Source organism: Affinibrenneria salicis (assembly GCF_008710095.1).
The window spans coordinates 44,807-64,724 of record NZ_VYKJ01000006.1 but is presented as its reverse complement, the minus strand read 5'-3'; the positions used below and the strand labels follow the sequence as shown (position 1 = coordinate 64,724).

Genomic DNA, 19,918 nt, shown 5'->3' with positions numbered 1-19,918 from the left:
ATGAGTGAGTTAAATATAAAGCCGCCCGCCGACCTGAACCATGCGGAGCACGGGATGAACGAGGAAGAACTGCTGGCGCGCATCGCGTGGTTTTACTACCACGACGGCCTGACCCAGGGAGAAATCGGTCAGCGTCTGAATCTGAGCCGCCTGAAGGTATCGCGCTTACTGGAAAAGGGGCGTCAGTCCGGCGTGATCCGCGTTCAGATCAACTCGCGCTACAAGGGGTGTCTGGAACTGGAGAACGCCCTGCTGCAACAGTTTAATCTGCAGCAAGTGCGGGTTCTGCCGGCGCTCGATGAACAGAATATCGGCCTCAGCACCCGGCTCGGCACCGGCGCGGCGCATATGCTGATGACGCTGCTCCAGCCGCAGCAATTGCTGGCCGTCGGCTTCGGCGAGGCGGCCATGAGCACGCTGCAGCACCTGAGCGGATTTATTACCTCGCAGCAGATCCGCATGGTGACACTGTCCGGCGGCGTCGGCCCGTATATGACCGGCATCGGGCAACTGGATGCGGCCTGCAGCGTCAGCATTATTCCCGCGCCGCTGCGCGCCTCCTCCAGCGAGGTCGCCCGGATATTGCGGGAAGAACGCAGCGTGCGGGACATCATGCTGGCGGCCTGCGCGGCGGATATCGCCGTGGTGGGTATCGGCGCGCTCGGCCAACGGCGCGACGCCACGATACTGCGTTCCGGCTATATCAGCGAAGGGGAACAGCTGTTGTTTGGCCGCAAGGGCGCGGTGGGCGATATTCTCGGCTACTTTATGCGCGCCGATGGCGAACTGGCGGAGAGCATGACGATCCATCAGGAACTGATCGGACTCTCGCTCGATGAACTGGCCAATATTCCGGTGGTGATTGGCGTAGCGGGCGGCGCGGAAAAGGCCGAAGCGATTATCGCCGCCCTGGCGGGCCGGCGCGTCAACGCGCTGGTCACCGAGGAACACGCCGCGCGGTCGATGCTCTCACTGCTGACATAAAGACCGGTGCGGGTCAGCGGCAGTGTTCGTCCAGCCGGTTCAGGGAGCGCACAGGCGCGAATAAAACGGCGCTGCCGGCTATTCGCGCCGCTACCGATAACCTATCGATCCCTTATCCGCGCCGAGGCGCGCACAACGCAGAGGGCTTAACGATGACCACACGCAGTTCTCCCTCCGATCGCGACGATTATCTGATGGCGCTGGATGCCGGCACCGGCAGCATCAGGGCGGTCATTTTTACCCCCGACGGCCGGCAGATCGCGGCCGGCCAGGCCGAATGGCGGCACCTCGCGGTGGCGGATGTTCCCGGTTCGATGGAATTCGATCTGGAAAAAAACTGGCGTCTGGCCTGCCGGTGCATACGCGAAGCCTTGGGCAACGCCGGCGTTGAGCCGCAGGCGATCCGGGCGGTCGCCGCTTGCTCGATGCGAGAAGGCATCGTGCTGTATGACCGCCACGGCGCGCCCATTTGGGCCTGCGCCAATGTGGATGCGCGCGCCAGCCGCGAAGTCGGCGAGCTCAGGGAACTGCATCAATACCAGTTCGAGCGCGAAGTGTATGAATGCTCCGGCCAGACGCTGGCGCTCAGCGCCATGCCGCGTCTGCTCTGGCTGGCGCACCATCGGCCGGATATCTATCGCCAGGCGGCGACCATGACGATGATCGGCGACTGGCTGGCCTGTATGCTCAGCGGCGAACTGGCCGTCGACCCGTCGAACGCCGGCACTACCGGTATGCTCGACCTCGCCAGCAGGCAATGGCGGCCGGAACTGCTCGATATGGCCGGGCTGCGCGCGGATATTTTGTCGCCGGTCAAAGAGACCGGCACCCCGCTCGGCAGGGTCACGCCGGCCGCCGCCGAGCTCTGCGGCCTGTCGACCAAAACCCTGGTGGTGACCGGCGGCGGCGACGTACAGCTCGGTTGTCTCGGACTGGGGGTGGTGCGGCCGGGCCAAACGGCCGTGCTGGGCGGGACCTTCTGGCAACAGGTGGTGAATCTGCCTCATCCGCAGGTCGACCCCGAGATGAACATCCGCGTCAATCCGCACGTGATCCCCGGCATGGCGCAGGCCGAATCCATCAGCTTCTTCACCGGACTGACCATGCGCTGGTTCCGCGATGCCTTCTGCGCGGAAGAAAAGATCATTGCCGAACGGCTGGGGGTGGATACCTACAGTTTACTGGAAGACATGGCCGCACGGGTTCCCGCCGGCTCCTGGGGCATCATGCCGATTTTCTCCGACGCGATGCACTTCAACGCCTGGTACCATGCCGCGCCCTCCTTCATCAACCTGTCCCTCGACGCCGAACGCTGCAACAAGGCGACGCTGTTTCGCGCGCTGGAGGAAAACGCCGCCATTGTCTCCGCCTGTAATCTGGAGCAGGTCGCCCGTTTTTCCGGCGTCCAGGCGGCGTCGCTGGTATTCGCCGGCGGCGCCGCCAAAGGCAAGCTGTGGTGTCAGATCCTGAGCGACGTCACCGGGTTAAACGTTCAGGTTCCGGTGGTTAAAGAGGCGACGGCGCTGGGCTGCGCGATCGCCGCCGGCGTCGGCGCCGGCCTTTACCCCTCGCTGGCGCAAGCCGGCGCTGCGCTGGTGCGCTGGGAACGCGAATATACGCCCAACCGTCAACACCATCAGCTGTATCAGCAGATCAAGGAGAACTGGCGTACGGTATACGCCGATCAACGGACGCTGGTCGACAGCGGCCTGACCACCTCGCTGTGGAAGGCGCCCGGGCTGTAACGCGCAAGACGGCGACGGCTCAGCGCAACCGGTTGGTTTGCAGGAAGGTTTCGCCGCCCATCAGGCGCATCTGGCGCAAAATCCACTGCTGCCGCTGAATGACATAGCCGGAAGGCGCGCTGGCGTTGAAGCGAATAGGATTGGGCAACACCGCGGCCAGCAGCGCCGCCTCGCGGGCCGTCAGCCGGCTGGCCGGTTTGTTGAAGTAATGCCTGGCGGCCATTTCAACCCCGAAGATGCCCGGCCCCAGTTCGGCGATATTGAGATAAACCGTCAGGATGCGCCGCTTGCTCCACACCAGTTCGGTCGCTACCGTCAGACCGGCCTCCAGCCCCTTGCGCAGCCAGCTGCGCCCGTCCCACAGAAACAGGTTTTTCACCGTCTGCTGCGACAGAGTGGAGGCGCCGCGCACGCGGCCGGGATTGCGGTCGTTGTGCTGCAGCGCCGAGGAGATGGCCGTGAAATCGAAACCGCTGTGGTGCGGGAATTTCTGATCCTCCGCCGCCATCACCGCCAGCGCCATCACCGGCGCGATATCGTCCATCGCCACCCAGTCCGAACGCGCGACATAGCGGAAATCGCCGCTCAGCCACGCGCTCAGTTGCCGATCGACCATCACAGCGGAAAAAGGCACCGGCAGGAAAGAAAACAGCACAATCCCCCCCAGCCAGAAGGCAAGGACGGCCAGCAGCGCGCGTAAAACCCAGCGCTTTAACCAGCCGACCGCTCCGCTGGCGCGCCGCTTTTTACTCATCAATCAAACCCAGCACTCGTGCAACCAGCTTATCAATTCCCTGCGCCGCTTCGCTGATTGAGCCGGCCAGCATATAAGCCGGCGTGGTGACAATTTTGTGATCGGCATCCAGCACGATATCGTCAACCGGGCAAACCACATGCGTTCCCCCCATGTCTTCAATCAATTCTGCGGTGTCTATATCATTGCCAATGGTTAGCCTCACTGGAGCTTCCAGTAAGCGGGGCAACAGCGCCGGGGCAATGCAAATAAAGCCAATTGGTTTATTTTGCTTATACATTTGCCGGGTAAGGCGTTTCAGTTGTTCATCGACCACGCAGTCTGCGCCCCGGGTAGCGAAATCACTCAAGTTCTCTGCCGCACCAAAACCACCGGGCACGATTAATGCGTCAATCTGCTGAGGATCGGCGGCCGACAGCGGCTGAATATTGCCCCGGGCGATGCGCGCCGATTCCACTAAAATATTGCGATTTTCAGCGCTTATCTCGCCGGTCAGATGGTTGATTACGTGCAATTGGGGCTTATCCGGGGCAAAACAGACCGCCTGAGCGCCGGCGCGGTCCAGCGCCAGCAGAGTCAGCACCGCTTCATGGATCTCCGAACCATCGTAAACACCGCATCCGCTTAGGACTAATCCGACTCTTTTCATCAATAAAACCTCTTATCATTACGCCAACTAATTAATTTTTAAGTTGACAAATACTAATCTACATCACACATTTTAATGATTCTTGTAACAAGCCGAATCTTCTTTGCTATTTTGTTAGCAGTGGTTCATCTGACTATCCGCACCTGCCAATAGCGGTGCCGAGATCTGGCGCAGGTGCCCGTTTTCCCTGGTGTTGGCGCATAATTCGCGCACCCCGGCTTCGGTCGGGGTCATTTTTTTTATGCCCGTCATCCCTGCCTTTCCCCGGCCTTTCAACCGCCGCCGCATGATGCCGTCCATGTCACCGGGAGGACTTTTCCGCCTGCGCAACCCACGCTCTCAGCACCTGTACATCATGCCGCCAGTCGTGCTTCAGCTCGTCGATCCATTCCTGCACGTTGTCCCACCAGGCCGGCAGCGTCGGAGTTTGAATCTGTTGCGCCACCTGCTGCAAATGACGCAGCCCCACCGAACCCGCCGCGCCTTTTATCTTGTGTCCTTCTTCCGTGATGCCCTTTTGATCGCGCGCCGTCATATTGGAATCCAGCACGGACAGATAGCCGGGCATCATCTGCTCGAACATATCCAGACTCTGATAAATCAGACCCGGCCCGACCAGATCCAGATATTGTTCCAACATTTCTATATCCAGCAGTGATTCATGCTGAAGCGCCGGCGACGGCGCCGGTTCGCTTTTATTTGCGGCCGGATGATCCCAGAACTGCTTGATCACCGCGGTCAGCGCGGGCACCGACAGCGGCTTGCTGAGCACATCATCCATCCCGGCGGCCAGATACTCTTTTTTATTTTTAAGCACGTTGGCGGTCAGCGCCACCAGCGGCGGAATCGCCTTACCATAACGTTCTCGCAGCCGACGCGCCACATCCAGCCCGGTCATATCCGGCAGTTGAATATCCAGCAGCACCAGATCGAACTCGTCCGGTTCGAACATATCCAGCGCCGCCTGGCCGGTCATGGCCACTTCCACGCTGTTGCCCAGTTTTTCCAGCACCGAACGCGCCACCACCACGTTCAGCTCGATATCCTCCACCAGCAGCACGTGCAGCGCCGGCAGCGGCAGCTCATCTTCGCCCGCGTCGTCATCCACGTCAGGTTCCGCCGCCTCCGGCGCCCGCACGGTCAACGTAAAGCAGGACCCCTGACCCGGCACGCTGCGTACCTGAATATCGCCGCCCATATTCTGCGCCAGACGTTTCGATACCGAGAGGCCAATCCCGGTTCCTGTCGCCGGCTTGCCGCCCAGTTGATCTTTGACCTGATAATACATGGCGAAGATTTTTTCCTGCTCTTCCGCAGGGATGCCCATGCCGGAGTCCTCGACTTCAAAGCGCAGACGGTCGCCCTGCTCATGCCAGACGCGCACGACAATTTCGCCCTGGCGGGAAAATTTCACCGCATTGCTGAGCAGGTTCCACAAAATCTGCCGCAGTCGGGTGCCGTCGGTGATAATTTTATGCGGCAGCGGCTGATTCAGCGCCATCACCAGCTGTAATCCCGCCGGCTGGGCCAGCAGCCCGCCCAGGTTCTCCAGATCGCTCAGGAATTCGGTAAAATCGATCGGTTGATTGTCCAGTTGAACCTTGCGCCGCTCCTGCTTATCCATTTCGATCACGTCGTTAAAGATATTGCCGAGGGTAATGGCGCTGACGTGAATGGTTTTCAGGTAGTTCAGCTGTTCTTCATCCAGACGGGTATCGAGCAGAATCCGGCTCAGGCCGACGATGCCGTTAAGCGGCGTACGAAGCTCGTGGCTGATCGTTGAGATGAAAGTGGTCTTATCCCTGCTGGCGTTCTCCAGCGCGTCCTGGTAGCGCTTACGCTCGGTTATATCGCGGCCGAAGCCCATTAGCCCGTGCCGTTTTCCCATTCGATCGTAAAAAGGCACCTTTCTGAGTTCAAAACAGGCTTTGCGGCCGTCCGGATAGACCAGCCATTGTTCATAGGTGAGCGAGACATTGTGGCGGAACACCTTCTCGTCGGTTTCCATGACCTTGTCGGCGATATCGGGCGCATAGACCTGGGCCGGCGTCAGGCCGATCAACTGCTTCTGACTCTTGCCGGTCAACAGCTCCATCGCACGGTTACAGCCGGAAAATTGTTTATTCTCATTGCGGTAGTAAACCAAATCGGGGGAAGCGTCGAGGAACGAGCGCAACAGCGCCGACTGTTGTTCCAGTTCAATCTGCGCCTGTTCGCGCCGCTTCATTTCGTCCTGCAGTTGGCTCAACATCAGCAGACGGGCCTCTTCGGCCTTCTCGCGATCGGCGATTTCCTGGTTTAACTGGGTAATATTGTCCTGCAACTGCTGATTGAGCGTCAGATCGCGATGGCGCATCTCTTCCAGTTTATCGACCAGCCGGGCCAGGCGCTGGCGCGACTCTTCCAGCTGTTCCACAACCACCGACAGGAAATATACCGCCCACGGCGTAATCAGCAACCCGAAGAACACCGAACGAACGACGTCGATACTTTCGACTTCGCCGCGCAGCAGCATGGTGACCGCCATCTGCACCATCATCGCCAGCAGCACCAGCACCGAAGCCAGCAACAGCGAAAAGCGGACCAGGCCGAGCTTCACCATCAAATCAACGTAGTACTGAGCCAATAGTCGGATTTGCTTCATAGCGTTTTCCTTTAGTCGCGATGCGCCAAATCATACTGTAAAACGGCGCCGTCGTGCTCGCTCGTTGCATAGCCGCGCCGCAGCTTCCCGGATTGCGCGTGACGGCGAACGCTCAGGCGGGCCCATCCGGGCGCCACGGGCGGCCCAACGCCGAACCCTGCACGCCATGCCGCCGTAAGTAGCGATCGATTTCCACCATACCGCTCCAGCGGTTCTCGCACCACTGCGGCGCCAGCAGTTCAGGGCGCCGGGCGCTGGCCGAGATACGGTGGTAGATCACTTCCGGCGGCGTGGCGCGGATCATCTCCCCCGCCGTGGCGACATATTGATCCAGCGTCAGCACCGGCAGGCGGCCGGCGCGCCAGGCCTTCGCCATGATGCTTCCCTCGACGATATGCAGCGGATGGAGCTTAATGCCGTCAACCCCCGCGTCCACCACCTGGCGCAGCGTGGACTGGCAACTGGCGGCATCCTCGCCCGGCAGACCGACGATCAGATGACAGCACACTTTCAGCCCGCGCCCGCGCGCCCGCTCTACGGTGCGCTGATAGCTGGCGAAATCGTGGCCGCGATTAATGCGGCGCAGCGTTTTATCGCTGGCGCTCTGCAGGCCCAGCTCCAGCCAAACCTCATAGCCCCGCTGGCGATAGCGGCAAAGCAGGTCCAGCACCTCGTCCGGCACGCAGTCCGGCCGGGTGCCGACGCACAGCCCCACCATATCCGCCTGCGCCAGCGCCTGCCGATACAGACCGTCCAGCGTCTCCACCTCGGCCCAGGTGCTGGTGTAGGCCTGGAAGTAAGCCAGATAGCGTTTCGCCCGGTTGACCTTGCCGGCCTGGGCGGCCAGCTGCTGCGCGATGCTGAGTCGCTGCATTCCTTCATCGGCAAACGAGGCGACGTTGCAAAAGGTGCATCCGCCGCGCCCCAGCGTCCCGTCGCGATTAGGGCAACTAAATCCGCCGTGTAAGGTGAGCTTGTGGATTTTTTCACCATAGCGGCGCTGCAAATCGCCGCCAAACATGTTGATTAATTTCTGTAATTGCATACTCTGGCTCGCTTGCCCGTGATTCAGGAGCAGCAGCCTACTCCGTCGGCCTGGCCATCGCGATGACCGCGATCAACCTCCGCCCACCGGCCATTTGCATTATTATTCGTTTTTTTTGCAAAAAAAATCATCTTTCGGCTGATTAATTTTTCTTATTCTCCCGCTATTCTTCATTAGAAGATGGCTTAACAATGAAAAACAGTTACATAAACGTCAAAATCCATGCTCAGCAGCATAAATCCCCAGAAAGTATCGCCAGGGTAGCATGGCAAAGAGACTTTTCCCCTGACAGATAGTGAGACAGCTCACATTTATATCCGCACTCATTGTGGGTTATGACGGGTAAATATTAACAAAAAATCTTTTTTTTCAATACATTAATTGAATAGGAGTCTCTTATGGCTGGTTATGCCGGAGGATTTGACCTGCACTGGCTTTATCGTTAATTTGGGATTCCGCTGGAAGCTTTCCTGACGGGCAAACGACTCGTCATATTTATGCAGTAAAGAAGACTCCCTCTTAAAACAAGTCATTCCACTTGTGAGACCGTCACGAGGGGCCGAAGGAGAAAGCGGCCAAACCGGGTAGCGCCTGTATTCCGCCCGTGCCGCACTTTCTTGCGCGCCCTCGCAGTTGGTCGTGAGAGTCACACAGAGCCTGGGGAGGTTCACTCTATGTTGTACGATCATTCCCTTGAAAGGGATAACTGTGGTTTTGGACTAATCGCCCATATAGAAGGCGAACCCAGCCACAAAGTAGTGCGTACCGCGATCCACGCACTCGCCCGCATGCAGCACCGTGGTGCAATTCTCGCCGATGGTAAAACCGGTGACGGTTGCGGTCTATTACTACAAAAGCCCGACCGCTTTTTCCGTCTGGTCGCCGAAGAGCGCGGCTGGCGCCTGGCGAAAAACTATTCCGTCGGCATGATGTTCCTGAATCAGGACGAAGAACTCGCCCGCGCCTCGCGCCGCATTGTGGAAGAAGAGCTGCAGAACGAGACGCTGTCCGTACTGGGCTGGCGCGAAGTGCCGATCAACCCGGACGTGCTGGGCGAAATAGCCCTGTCTTCACTGCCGCGCATCGAACAGGTTTTTGTCAATGCCCCGGCCGGCTGGCTCCAGCACGATATGGAACGTCGCCTGTTTATGGCGCGCCGCCGCATTGAAAAGCGGATTCAGGATCAGGAATTCTACGTCTGCAGCTTCTCGAACCTGGTGACGATCTATAAAGGTCTGTGCATGCCCGCCGACCTGCCGCGCTTTTATCTGGACCTGGCCGATCTGCGGCTGGAATCGTCGATCTGCCTGTTCCACCAGCGCTTTTCGACCAACACCGTGCCGCGCTGGCCGCTGGCGCAGCCGTTCCGCTATCTGGCGCACAACGGCGAGATCAACACCATTGCCGGTAACCGGCAGTGGGCGCGCGCGCGCGCCTACAAGTTTAAGACGCCGCTGATCCCTGACCTGCAGGATGCCGCGCCGTTCGTCAACGAAACCGGCTCCGACTCCAGCTCGCTGGACAACATGCTGGAGCTGTTCCTCAGCGGCGGGATGGATATTATCCGCGCCATGCGTTTACTGGTGCCGCCGGCCTGGCAGAATAACCCGGACATGGATCCGGAGCTGCGCGCGTTCTTCGACTTTAACTCAATGCACATGGAGCCCTGGGACGGACCGGCCGGCATCGTTATGTCCGATGGCCGCTTCGCCGCCTGTAACCTGGACCGCAACGGCCTGCGCCCGGCGCGCTACGTGATCACTAAAGACAAGCTGATCACCTGCGCCTCCGAAGTCGGCATCTGGGACTACCAGCCGGACGAAGTGGTGGAAAAAGGCCGCGTCGGCCCCGGCGAACTGATGGTGATCGATACCCGCAGCGGCCGGATCCTGCACTCCGCGGAGACCGATGACGACCTGAAGAGCCGCCATCCTTACAAAGAGTGGATGGAGCGCAACGTTAAGCGCCTGACGCCGTTTGAAGAAATGCCTGACGATCAGGTCGGCAAACGCGATCTGGACAACTTTCTGCTGGAAAGCTATCAGAAGCAGTTCGCCTACAGCAACGAAGAGCTGGACCAGATCCTGCGCGTACTGGGGGAAAACGGTCAGGAAGCCACCGGCTCGATGGGCGACGATACGCCGTTCGCCGTATTGTCCAGCCGGCCGCGCATCATCTATGACTACTTCCGCCAGCAGTTCGCCCAGGTCACCAACCCGCCGATCGATCCGCTGCGCGAAGCGCACGTCATGTCGCTGGCCACCTGTATCGGCCGGGAAATGAACGTATTCTGCGAGGCGGAAGGCCAGGCTCATCGGTTAACGTTCAAATCGCCGATCCTGCTCTACTCCGACTTCACCCAGTTGGTCTCTCAGGATCAGCAGCACTACCGCGCGGACACGCTGGATCTGACCTTTGATCCCGCGCAGCGCAATCTGCAGCAATCGATCGAGAAGCTGTGCGATGAAGCCGAACACATGGTGCGCGACGGCACCGTGCTGCTGATTCTGTCCGACCGGGCGATCAGCCAGACGCGCCTGCCGATCCCTGCGCCGATGGCGGTCGGGGCAGTACAGGCGCGGCTGGTGGAGAAGAGCCTGCGCTGCGACGCCAACATCATCGTCGAAACCGCCAGCGCGCGCGATCCGCACCACTTCGCCGTGTTGCTGGGCTTTGGCGCTACCGCCATCTACCCGTACCTGGCCTATGAAACGCTGGCGCGCATGGTCGATGACCATACCATCGACAAACCGTACCGCACGGTCATGCTCAACTATCGCAACGGCATCAACAAAGGCCTGTACAAGATTATGTCCAAAATGGGCATTTCGACCGTCGCCTCCTACCGCTGCTCCAGACTGTTTGAAGCCGTGGGGCTGCATCAGGAAGTCTCCGCCAGTTGCTTCCCGGGCGTGGTCAGCCGCATCGGCGGCGCGGGTTTCTGCGACTTTGAACAGGATCTGCAGAATCTGGCGAAACGCGCCTGGCTGAAGCGCAAAACGCTCGACCAGGGCGGTTTCCTGAAGTTCGTATACGGCGGCGAATACCATGCCTATAACCCGGACGTGGTCAGTACGCTGCAAAAAGCGGTAAACAGCGGCGAATACAGCGACTATCAGCAGTACGCCAAACTGGTTAACCACCGTCCGGCGGCCACGCTGCGCGACCTGCTGGCGCTGAAGCCGCAGACGGCCGACGCGGCCATTCCGCTGGAACAGGTTGAACCGGCGGAAAATCTGTTCAAACGCTTTGACACCGCGGCCATGTCCATCGGCGCGCTCAGCCCCGAGGCGCATGAATCGCTGGCCGAAGCCATGAACAGCATCGGCGGCTTCTCCAACTCCGGCGAAGGCGGCGAAGATCCGGCGCGCTACGGCACCAATAAAGTGTCGCGCATCAAACAGGTGGCATCCGGTCGCTTTGGCGTGACGCCCGCCTATCTGGTCAACGCCGACGTGATTCAGATTAAAGTCGCGCAGGGCGCTAAACCCGGCGAGGGCGGCCAGTTGCCGGGCGACAAGGTCACGCCGTATATCGCGCGCCTGCGTTACTCGGTGCCCGGCGTCACGCTGATTTCGCCGCCGCCGCACCATGATATCTACTCGATCGAAGACCTCGCGCAGCTGATTTTCGACCTGAAGCAGATCAACCCGAAGGCCATGATTTCGGTGAAACTGGTTTCCGAGCCGGGAGTGGGCACGATCGCCACCGGCGTGGCCAAAGCCTATGCCGATCTGATCACCATCGCCGGCTACGACGGCGGCACCGGCGCCAGCCCGCTGACCTCGGTCAAATACGCCGGCTGCCCGTGGGAGCTGGGCCTGGTTGAAACCCAGCAGGCGCTGGTGGCTAACGGACTGCGCCATAAAATCCGTCTGCAGGTCGATGGCGGGCTGAAAACCGGCCTCGACATCATCAAGGCGGCGATCCTCGGCGCGGAAAGCTTTGGCTTCGGCACCGGACCGATGGTGGCGTTGGGCTGCAAATACCTGCGTATCTGTCATCTGAACAACTGCGCCACCGGCGTCGCCACTCAGGATGAAAAGCTGCGCAACAACCACTATCACGGCCTGCCGGAGCGCGTGACCAACTACTTCCAGTTTATCGCGCAGGAAACGCGCGAACTGATGGCCGAGCTGGGCGTCAGCCAGCTGGTGGATTTGATCGGACGCACCGACCTGCTGACCGAACTGGACGGCTTCACCGCCAAACAGAACAAGCTGGATCTGGCGCCGCTGCTGCAAACCGCGCAGCCGCTGCCCGGTAAGGCGCTGTACTGCACCGAAAACAACCCGGCGTTCGATAAGGGCGTACTGAACGCCACGCTGCTGGAACAGGCTAAGCCCTATATCGATGCGCGTCAGAGCAAGGCGCTTTATTTCGATATTCGCAATACCGACCGTTCCGTCGGCGCCACGCTGTCCGGCGAAATCGCCGCGCAGCACGGCGACCAGGGACTGGCCAGCGACCCGATCAAGGCGTACTTTACCGGCACCGCCGGCCAGAGCTTCGGCGTATGGAACGCCGGCGGCCTGGAGCTGACGCTGACCGGCGACGCCAACGACTATGTCGGGAAAGGCATGGCGGGCGGTACGATTGCGGTTCGTCCGCCGGTCGGCTCCGCTTTCCGCAGCCACGAGGCCAGCATTATCGGCAACACCTGTTTGTACGGCGCCACCGGCGGCAAACTGTTCGCCGCCGGGCGCGCGGGCGAACGTTTTGCCGTGCGTAACTCCGGCGCCATCACCGTGGTGGAAGGCATCGGCGACAACGGTTGCGAGTACATGACCGGCGGGATCGTCTGTATTCTCGGCCGCACCGGCGTTAACTTCGGCGCCGGCATGACCGGCGGCTTCGCCTATGTGCTGGATGAGCACGGCGACTTCCGCAAACGGGTTAACCCGGAATTAGTTGAAGTGCTGAATGTTGAAGATCTGGCGATTCATGAAGAGCATCTGCGTGGTCTGATCACCGAGCATGTTCAGCATACCGGTTCGCAACGCGGCGAAGAGATCCTCGCCAGTTGGCCGGTATGGGCGTCGAAATTTGCATTGGTGAAGCCGAAATCCAGTGATGTGAAGGCGTTGTTAGGCCACCGTAGTCGTTCCGCAGCCGAGCTTCGGGTTCTGGCGCAGTAAGGGGTAACCATGAGTCAAAATGTTTATCAATTTATCGATCTGCAGCGCGTCGATCCGCCGAAAAAGCCGCTGAAGATTCGTAGAATTGAATTTGTTGAAATTTATGAGCCGTTCTCGGAAGGGCAATCCAAAGCGCAGGCCGACCGCTGTCTGGCCTGCGGCAACCCTTATTGCGAATGGAAATGTCCGGTACATAACTACATTCCTAACTGGCTTAAGCTGGCGAACGAAGGGCGCATTATCGAAGCGGCCGAACTGTCGCACCAGACCAACAGCCTGCCGGAAGTATGCGGGCGCGTCTGCCCGCAGGATCGTCTGTGCGAAGGTTCCTGCACCCTGAATAGCGAATTCGGCGCGGTGACCATCGGCAATATCGAACGCTACATTAACGATAAAGCGATCGAAATGGGCTGGAAGCCGGACGTTTCACAGGTACAGCCGACCGGCAAACGGGTGGCGATTATCGGCGCCGGGCCGGCCGGACTAGCCTGTGCGGACGTGCTGACCCGCAACGGCGTGAAGGCGGTGGTGTTTGATCGCCACCCGGAAATCGGCGGCCTGCTGACCTTCGGCATTCCGGCCTTTAAGCTGGAAAAAAAGGTGATGATCAAGCGCCGCGAATTATTCAGCGAGATGGGCGTGGACTTCCACCTGAATACCGAGGTGGGCAAAGATATCGCGCTGAGCACGCTGCTGGACGAGTACGACGCCGTATTTCTCGGCGTCGGCACTTACCAATCCATGCGCGGCGGACTGGAGAACGAGGACGCGCCCAGCGTGTACGATGCGCTGCCGTTCCTGATCGCCAATACCCGCCAGCTGATGGGTTTTGCAGAGGATAGCGCCACGCCTTATATCACGATGCAGGGCAAGCGCGTGGTGGTGCTGGGCGGCGGCGACACCGCGATGGACTGCGTTCGCACGTCCATCCGCCAGGGCGCTTCTCATGTAATCTGCGCTTATCGTCGCGATGAGAAAAACATGCCCGGTTCGAAACGTGAAGTGAAAAACTCGCGTGAGGAAGGGGTGGATTTCCGCTTTAATCTGCAGCCGCTGAGCATAGAAATCAACGGCGCCGGTAAGGTGTGCGGCGTACGCATGGCGCGTACCGAGCTGGGCGCGCCCGACGCCAATGGCCGTCGTCGCCCTGAAATCGTCGCCGGTTCGGAACACGTGCTGGAAGCGGACGCGGTGGTGATGGCGTTCGGTTTCCGTCCGCACAAGATGGAGTGGCTGGCCCAACACAACGTCGAACTGGACGGCCAGGGACGCATCGTGGCGCCGGAAGGCAGCGATAACGCGTTCCAGACCAGTAATCCGAAAATCTTCGCCGGCGGCGACGCCGTGCGCGGTTCCGATCTGGTGGTCACCGCGATTGCCGAAGGCCGTAAAGCCGCCGACGGTATTATGAACTATCTGGAAGTCTAACTTTCCCTTCGGGCCGCCGTGCCGGCCCGAATTTTCCTTTCCCTCCGCTCTCCATCTCTTTCCCTTCTTACTGGAACTATTCTCTTTTAGAGATTAATATTAATTTAATTAAAGAATATCAGCAGTGTTACGGAAAATTTAAGGAGAATACGTTATGTCAGTTAAAGTGGCTCTCGTCACCGGAGCAGGTCAGGGAATCGGGCGCGCCATTGCGCTCAGACTGGTAAAAGACGGTTTTGCCGTTTCTATCGTGGATTACAATATCGATACCGCCCGCCAGGTCGCCGAAGAGATCGTCAAGGCCGGCGGACAGGCGATCGCGATTAAGGCTGACGTGTCAAACCGGGACGAGGTGTTTGCCGCCGTTGAGGAAACACAGAAAAAATTCGGCGATTTCAACGTCATTGTCAATAATGCCGGTGTGGCGCCCTCCACGCCGATTGAAGATATCACGCCGGAAATCATCGATCGCGTATACAACATTAACCTGAAAGGCGTTATCTGGGGCATGCAGGCCGCCATCAAGGCATTCAAATCCTTTAACCACGGCGGTAAGATCATCAACGCCTGTTCGCAGGCCGGCCATACTGGCAACCCCGAACTTGCGGTATACAGCTCAAGCAAATTCGCCGTACGCGGCCTGACGCAGACGGCAGCGCGCGACCTGGCGCCGCTGGGCATCACGGTAAACGGCTTCTGCCCGGGGATCGTCAAAACGCCGATGTGGGAAGAGATTGACCGTAAGATCTCCGCCGCCGCCGGCAAACCCGCCGGCTACGGCACCGAGCAATTCGCCAAACGCATCACGCTGGGACGTCTGTCAGAGCCGGAAGATGTCGCCGCCTGCGTATCTTATCTGGCCGGCCCTGACTCCGATTATATGACGGGTCAGTCACTGCTGATCGACGGCGGAATGGTGATGAACTAATCGTTAGTCGCCAGGCCGGCCTCGCCGACGTTCGTCCGGTTACCGGCGGCGGGCGCTGACTGGCTAACGCCAGATTCGCCGGCGCTATAAAACAATTACCCCTCCCGGGGAGGGGTTTAGGGCAGACAACAAAAAAGCACAGTGATGAACTGTGCTTTTTTGTTTATAGCGCCGGGGTTATTTCACCACCCGCAACGACGGACGCCCCCGTCCGGGAGACGGCGGCGGCTCATCATCCGGCGCATCGGCGGACGACGGGTCGTCGTTCTCGACAACCGACATCGCGGCCGCGCCCTCAGACGCGGCTGGTTCGGCCGATTCCGCCAGCTCGCTCTCATAGGCCGGCTCAGGCTCAAACATTGTCCCTGCGCCGTTCTCACGCGCATAAATCGCCAGCACGGCGGCCATCGGCACATAGACCTGACGCGGCACGCCGCCGAAGCGGGCATTGAAGCGCACGCTGTCGTCGGCCAGTTCGAGATTGCCGATCGCGCGCGGCGCAACGTTCAGTACGATCTGTCCGTCACGCGCAAACTCCATCGGCACCATCACGCCCGGCAGAGTAACATCGACCACCAGGTGCGGAGTCAGCTGATTATCCAGCAGCCAGTCGTAGAAGGCGCGCAGCAGGTATGGGCGACGCGGCAACAGTTGCGACAGATCCATACCCGTTAACCCCGGGTCTGCAGACGCATTTCACGCTCTGCTTCCGTCAGAGAGGCCAGGAATGCGTCACGCTCGAAAACGCGCGTCATATACACTTTCAGCTCTTTCGCGCCGGAACCGCTCAGTTCAATGCCCAACTGCGGTAAACGCCACAGCAGCGGCGCCAGATAGCAATCCACCAGGCTAAATTCTTCGCTCATAAAATAAGGCGCTTCATTGAATACCGGCGCCACGGCCAGCAGTTCTTCACGCAGCTGGCGACGGGCCGTATCGGCCTCCTGGGCGCTGCCCTGCAGGATTTTATGCAGCAGGGAATACCAGTCGTTCTCAATACGGTGCATCATCAGACGGCTGTTGCCGCGCGCTACCGGATATACCGGCATCAGCGGCGGATGAGGAAAGCGCTCGTCCAGATACTCCATGATAATGCGCGACTCATACAGCGTTAATTCGCGATCAACCAGCGTTGGCACGGAACCATAAGGATTGAGGTCAATCAAATCCTGCGGCAGATTATCCATGTCTACCTGCTCAATCTCGACACTGACGCCTTTTTCCGCCAGCACAATACGGACCTGATGGCTAAAAATGTCGGTCGGACCGGAAAACAGCGTCATTACCGAACGTTTGTTGGCAGCGACAGCCATGAAAACCTCCAAGTTTATCTAGAAAATACGGCGGGTAGCCGACGCGGGCTACAATCCATCCAGCATACCTTTGCCATTGGCCTGCCGTTCCCCTTGTCGTTAATTCTACGCCGGGTTGAGTCAGTCGATCTGGAAAGTTACGGTCTGGCAAACGGATATAAAAGCGGCTGACAGTCTAGCAGATTTTGTCCATTCTGTGGGGATCTAAGATGGATTTCATGGTTAACCGGCGATAAAGAAAGGTTATTTTTTAGCGAACGGCTAACTATCAGGGATAAAAAACCCGGCGACCAGCGCCGGGTTTTTCGTCTCGTTTCCACTGCCGCGAGGCAGCCAGAAATTAACGTTTGGAGAACTGAGGACGACGGCGTGCTTTACGCAGACCGACTTTCTTACGTTCAACCTGACGAGCATCACGGGTAACGAAGCCAGCTTTACGCAGTTCGCTACGCAGAGATTCGTCATACTCCATCAGCGCGCGGGTGATACCGTGACGGATCGCACCGGCCTGACCAGAGATACCACCACCCTTAACGGTGATGAACAGATCGAATTTACCAACCATGTCGATCAGTTCCAGCGGCTGGCGAACGACCATACGAGCGGTTTCGCGACCGAAGTACTGTTCCAGACTGCGCTGGTTGATGACGATATTACCGCTACCCGGCTTGATGAAGACGCGTGCGGCGGAGCTTTTGCGGCGACCAGTGCCGTAGTATTGATTTTCAGCCATTGCCTGTAATCCCGATTAAATGTCCAGAACTTGCGGTTGCTGTGCCGCGTGATTGTGCTCGGTACCCGCGTAAACTTTCAGTTTACGGAACATAGCACGACCCAGCGGGCCCTTCGGCAACATGCCTTTAACCGCGATTTCAATCACACGCTCAGGACGGCGGGCAATCATCTCTTCAAAGGTCGCCTGTTTGATACCACCGATGTGGCCGGTGTGATGATAATAAATCTTGTCGGAACGCTTGTTACCGGTTACGGCAACTTTGTCAGCATTCAGAACAATGATGTAATCACCGGTATCAACGTGCGGAGTATATTCCGCTTTATGCTTGCCGCGCAGACGGCTAGCCAGTTCAGTTGCGAGACGACCTAAGGTCTTACCGCTCGCGTCAACAACATACCAGTCGCGTTTTACGGTTTCTGGTTTAGCTGTAAAAGTTTTCATTAAAAGCTTACCCAATTTAAGTTACACGTTGGTGAACGCCAAACGCTTCAGTAAATAGTGTTGTGAGGTTCACACGGCTATCTTGTCCAGCAAACCTATCCCCTCGAATAGCCATTGCCGGCGCGATCAAAGTTCGGGAAAAAACTTTGTTGTAACGTGGGGTCGCAGGATTATAGAGAAGTCGCCGATAAAGATCGACCTTTTTTTGCCCTTGTCCGCATCGGGCCCTTTTCAGGCCAGATGCGGCAGGCGCAGGTACTCCTCGCTCTGCATCTCCTGCAGGCGCGACAAACAGCGCTGATATTCAAACGCCAGACGCTCGCCCTGATAGATACCGGCCATCGGCGCGGCGGCCGAAATAACCAACCGGACGTGGCGTTCGTAAAACTCATCGATCAGCGCAAGGAAACGGCGCGCCGTATTCTCGTCGGCGCCGCCCATCACCGTGACGTTATGCAACAGCACGCTGTGGTACAGGCGCGACAGCGCGATATAGTCATTCTGGCTGCGCGCCTCTACGCACAGGGTATGGAAATCGATCGCCAGCACCCCGTCATACGTCGCCAGCACCGGCATCGGCCGGTGGTTAATCTCCAGCACCGATGGCGCGACCTCCGCCTGGCCGGTCAGCCGGGCGAAAATTTGGCCCATCGCCGCCTGGGTTTGCGCATCGCAGGGCGTCAGATACAGATGCGCCTGAGTCAGCGTACGCAGTCGATAATCAATGCCGGCGTCGACGTTACACACCGCGCAGTGCTGCTTGATCAGCTCGATGGCCGGCAGGAAACGCGCCCGCTGCAAGCCGTTGCGATACAGCTCGTCCGGCGGGATGTTCGACGTCGCCACCAGCGTAATGCCGCGCGCGAACAGCGCTCTGAGCAATTCGGCCAGCAGCATCGCATCGGTGATGTCGGACACGAAGAATTCGTCAAAGCACAGCACATCGGTTTCGGCGCTGAATCCGTCGGCGATTTTCTCCAGCGGATTTTCCAGCCCCTGCAGTTGATTCAGCTCCTGGTGCACCCGCAGCATAAAGCGGTGGAAATGCAGCCTGAGTTTGCGCTCGCCGGGCAGGCTGTGGAAGAACAGATCCATCAGCCAGGTTTTGCCGCGCCCCACGCCGCCCCACATATACAGCCCTTGCACCGGCGCCGGCCGACGCGTTTGCCCGCCCAGCCAGGCGCGTAGCTTCGGCAATGCGCCGGATGGCGCGCGCGGCGCCGGGCGGTTCACTAATGCCTGCCAGATACTGTCCAGACGCATGACGGTTTGCCGCTGTACGTCGTCGGGCTGATATTCACCGGCAGACAGCGCCTGCTGATAAAGCGCCAATGGCGTCGAATACTGCATGTTGTCCGCAATCCCTGAGAAAAAAGTTGGCGCTGATTTAGCGTGCGTTGGCGACTCATTATCCGGTAATCGTAGCAGTTAACCGGCTAAACGACGGATAAAAAGCATCATTACCCTAAGTCATCTCGCTTCAGGATTCCACAGAGACGAGGTTAACGGTTATAGTGGACAGTATTAAACGAGAAAGCCCTACGGAAAACGACGTCAAAATAGGAGTCATTATGACCTGGGAGTATGCGCTGATTGGCTTAGTTGTCGGTATCATCATTGGTGCTATCGCCATGCGTTTTGGCAATCGTAAGCTGCGTCAACAGCAGGAGTTGCAAAGCGAACTGGAAAAGAACAAGGCCGAGCTGGAAGAGTACCGTCAGGAGCTGGTAGGTCATTTCGCCCGCAGTGCGGAATTGCTGGACAACATGGCGCGCGATTATCGTCAGCTGTATCAACATATGGCGAAGAGCTCCAGCAATCTGCTGCCGGATATGCCGCTGCAGGAGAACCCCTTCAAATACCGGCTGACCGAAGCGGAAGCCGATAACGATCAGGCGCCGGTGGAAATGCCGCCGCGCGATTATTCGGACGGCGCCTCGGGTCTGCTGCGCGGCGGCGCTGGCAAACGCGACTAACGGTTTGTCTTCCTTCTCTTATGGGGTCGTCCCGGCCCCATAAGGGCCCCCCTCCCCCGCGTTATCCTGTTACATTATACTGACGAAAGATCAGTGAACTTTACACATCTATCGCCGGTCTACTCTTCACCGTTGCT

The 19,918-nt window shown here is 58.8% G+C and carries 15 protein-coding genes; 6 read left to right on the top strand and 9 right to left on the bottom strand.

All coding sequences use genetic code 11. The annotated features are described in order from the left end of the window. A complete protein-coding gene (gene lsrR / locus FJU30_RS13005) occupies positions 1-984 on the top strand; it encodes a transcriptional regulator LsrR (RefSeq protein ID WP_150435406.1) in 984 nt (327 codons plus the stop codon). A 152-nt stretch (positions 985-1,136) separates the two neighbouring features. Then, complete coding sequence (lsrK, locus tag FJU30_RS13000; RefSeq protein ID WP_150435405.1) at positions 1,137-2,729, top strand: autoinducer-2 kinase; 1,593 nt, start codon at positions 1,137-1,139, stop codon at positions 2,727-2,729. 19 nt (positions 2,730-2,748) lie between these two features. Here the strand turns inward: lsrK and mtgA are convergent, their stop codons facing one another. From mtgA to FJU30_RS12975, 4 genes are all read right to left on the bottom strand, one after another. After that, positions 2,749-3,483, bottom strand: a complete 735-nt coding sequence (gene mtgA, locus FJU30_RS12995) for a monofunctional biosynthetic peptidoglycan transglycosylase (protein WP_150435404.1) — start codon at positions 3,481-3,483, stop codon at positions 2,749-2,751. Continuing rightward, positions 3,476-4,132 (bottom strand): isoprenoid biosynthesis glyoxalase ElbB, encoded by a 657-nt coding sequence (elbB, locus tag FJU30_RS12990; protein ID WP_150435403.1) that lies wholly within the window; start codon positions 4,130-4,132, stop codon positions 3,476-3,478. The genes mtgA and elbB overlap by 8 nt, the downstream gene beginning before the upstream one ends. Positions 4,133-4,433: 301 nt before the next feature. Next, positions 4,434-6,776 carry an aerobic respiration two-component sensor histidine kinase ArcB gene (gene arcB / locus FJU30_RS12980; protein WP_150435401.1) on the bottom strand — a complete coding sequence of 781 codons (2,343 nt, stop codon included), beginning with the start codon at positions 6,774-6,776 and terminating at the stop codon, positions 4,434-4,436. A 112-nt stretch (positions 6,777-6,888) separates the two neighbouring features. Next, positions 6,889-7,821, bottom strand: a complete 933-nt coding sequence (locus FJU30_RS12975) for a TIGR01212 family radical SAM protein (protein WP_150435400.1) — start codon at positions 7,819-7,821, stop codon at positions 6,889-6,891. 674 nt (positions 7,822-8,495) lie between these two features. On the opposite strand from FJU30_RS12975, the gene gltB reads away from it, so the two are divergent. The 3 genes from gltB to FJU30_RS12960 all read left to right on the top strand — a co-directional run bounded on the left by gltB (position 8,496) and on the right by FJU30_RS12960 (position 15,315). Next, positions 8,496-12,959 (top strand): glutamate synthase large subunit, encoded by a 4,464-nt coding sequence (gene gltB, locus FJU30_RS12970; RefSeq protein WP_150435399.1) that lies wholly within the window; start codon positions 8,496-8,498, stop codon positions 12,957-12,959. A 9-nt stretch (positions 12,960-12,968) separates the two neighbouring features. Next, the gene (locus FJU30_RS12965) at positions 12,969-14,387 is read left to right on the top strand and encodes a glutamate synthase small subunit (protein WP_150435398.1); all 1,419 of its coding nucleotides are present in this window, start codon (positions 12,969-12,971) and stop codon (positions 14,385-14,387) included. Between the two features lie 154 nt (positions 14,388-14,541). Next, a complete protein-coding gene (locus FJU30_RS12960; protein WP_150435397.1) occupies positions 14,542-15,315 on the top strand; it encodes a (S)-acetoin forming diacetyl reductase in 774 nt (257 codons plus the stop codon). A 177-nt stretch (positions 15,316-15,492) separates the two neighbouring features. Here FJU30_RS12960 and sspB read toward each other — a convergent pair whose 3' ends face one another. The 5 genes from sspB to zapE form a co-directional block, all read right to left on the bottom strand. Beyond that, a complete protein-coding gene (gene sspB / locus FJU30_RS12955) occupies positions 15,493-15,981 on the bottom strand; it encodes a ClpXP protease specificity-enhancing factor (RefSeq protein WP_150435396.1) in 489 nt (162 codons plus the stop codon). A 5-nt stretch (positions 15,982-15,986) separates the two neighbouring features. Next, complete coding sequence (sspA, locus tag FJU30_RS12950) at positions 15,987-16,628, bottom strand: stringent starvation protein SspA (protein ID WP_150435395.1); 642 nt, start codon at positions 16,626-16,628, stop codon at positions 15,987-15,989. 340 nt (positions 16,629-16,968) lie between these two features. Next, positions 16,969-17,361: a 30S ribosomal protein S9 gene (gene rpsI, locus FJU30_RS12945; protein WP_150435394.1), complete on the bottom strand. Its 393-nt coding sequence runs from the start codon at positions 17,359-17,361 to the stop codon at positions 16,969-16,971. A 15-nt stretch (positions 17,362-17,376) separates the two neighbouring features. Next, on the bottom strand, positions 17,377-17,805 hold the full coding sequence (rplM, locus tag FJU30_RS12940) for a 50S ribosomal protein L13 (RefSeq protein WP_121573560.1): 429 nt from the start codon (positions 17,803-17,805) through the stop codon (positions 17,377-17,379). Between the two features lie 231 nt (positions 17,806-18,036). After that, complete coding sequence (zapE, locus tag FJU30_RS12935; protein WP_150435393.1) at positions 18,037-19,155, bottom strand: cell division protein ZapE; 1,119 nt, start codon at positions 19,153-19,155, stop codon at positions 18,037-18,039. A gap of 221 nt (positions 19,156-19,376) precedes the next feature. Here zapE and zapG point away from each other — a divergent pair, with 221 nt between their 5' ends. Beyond that, positions 19,377-19,781 (top strand): Z-ring associated protein ZapG, encoded by a 405-nt coding sequence (zapG, locus tag FJU30_RS12930; protein ID WP_150435392.1) that lies wholly within the window; start codon positions 19,377-19,379, stop codon positions 19,779-19,781. The last annotated feature ends 137 nt before the right edge of the window (positions 19,782-19,918 follow it).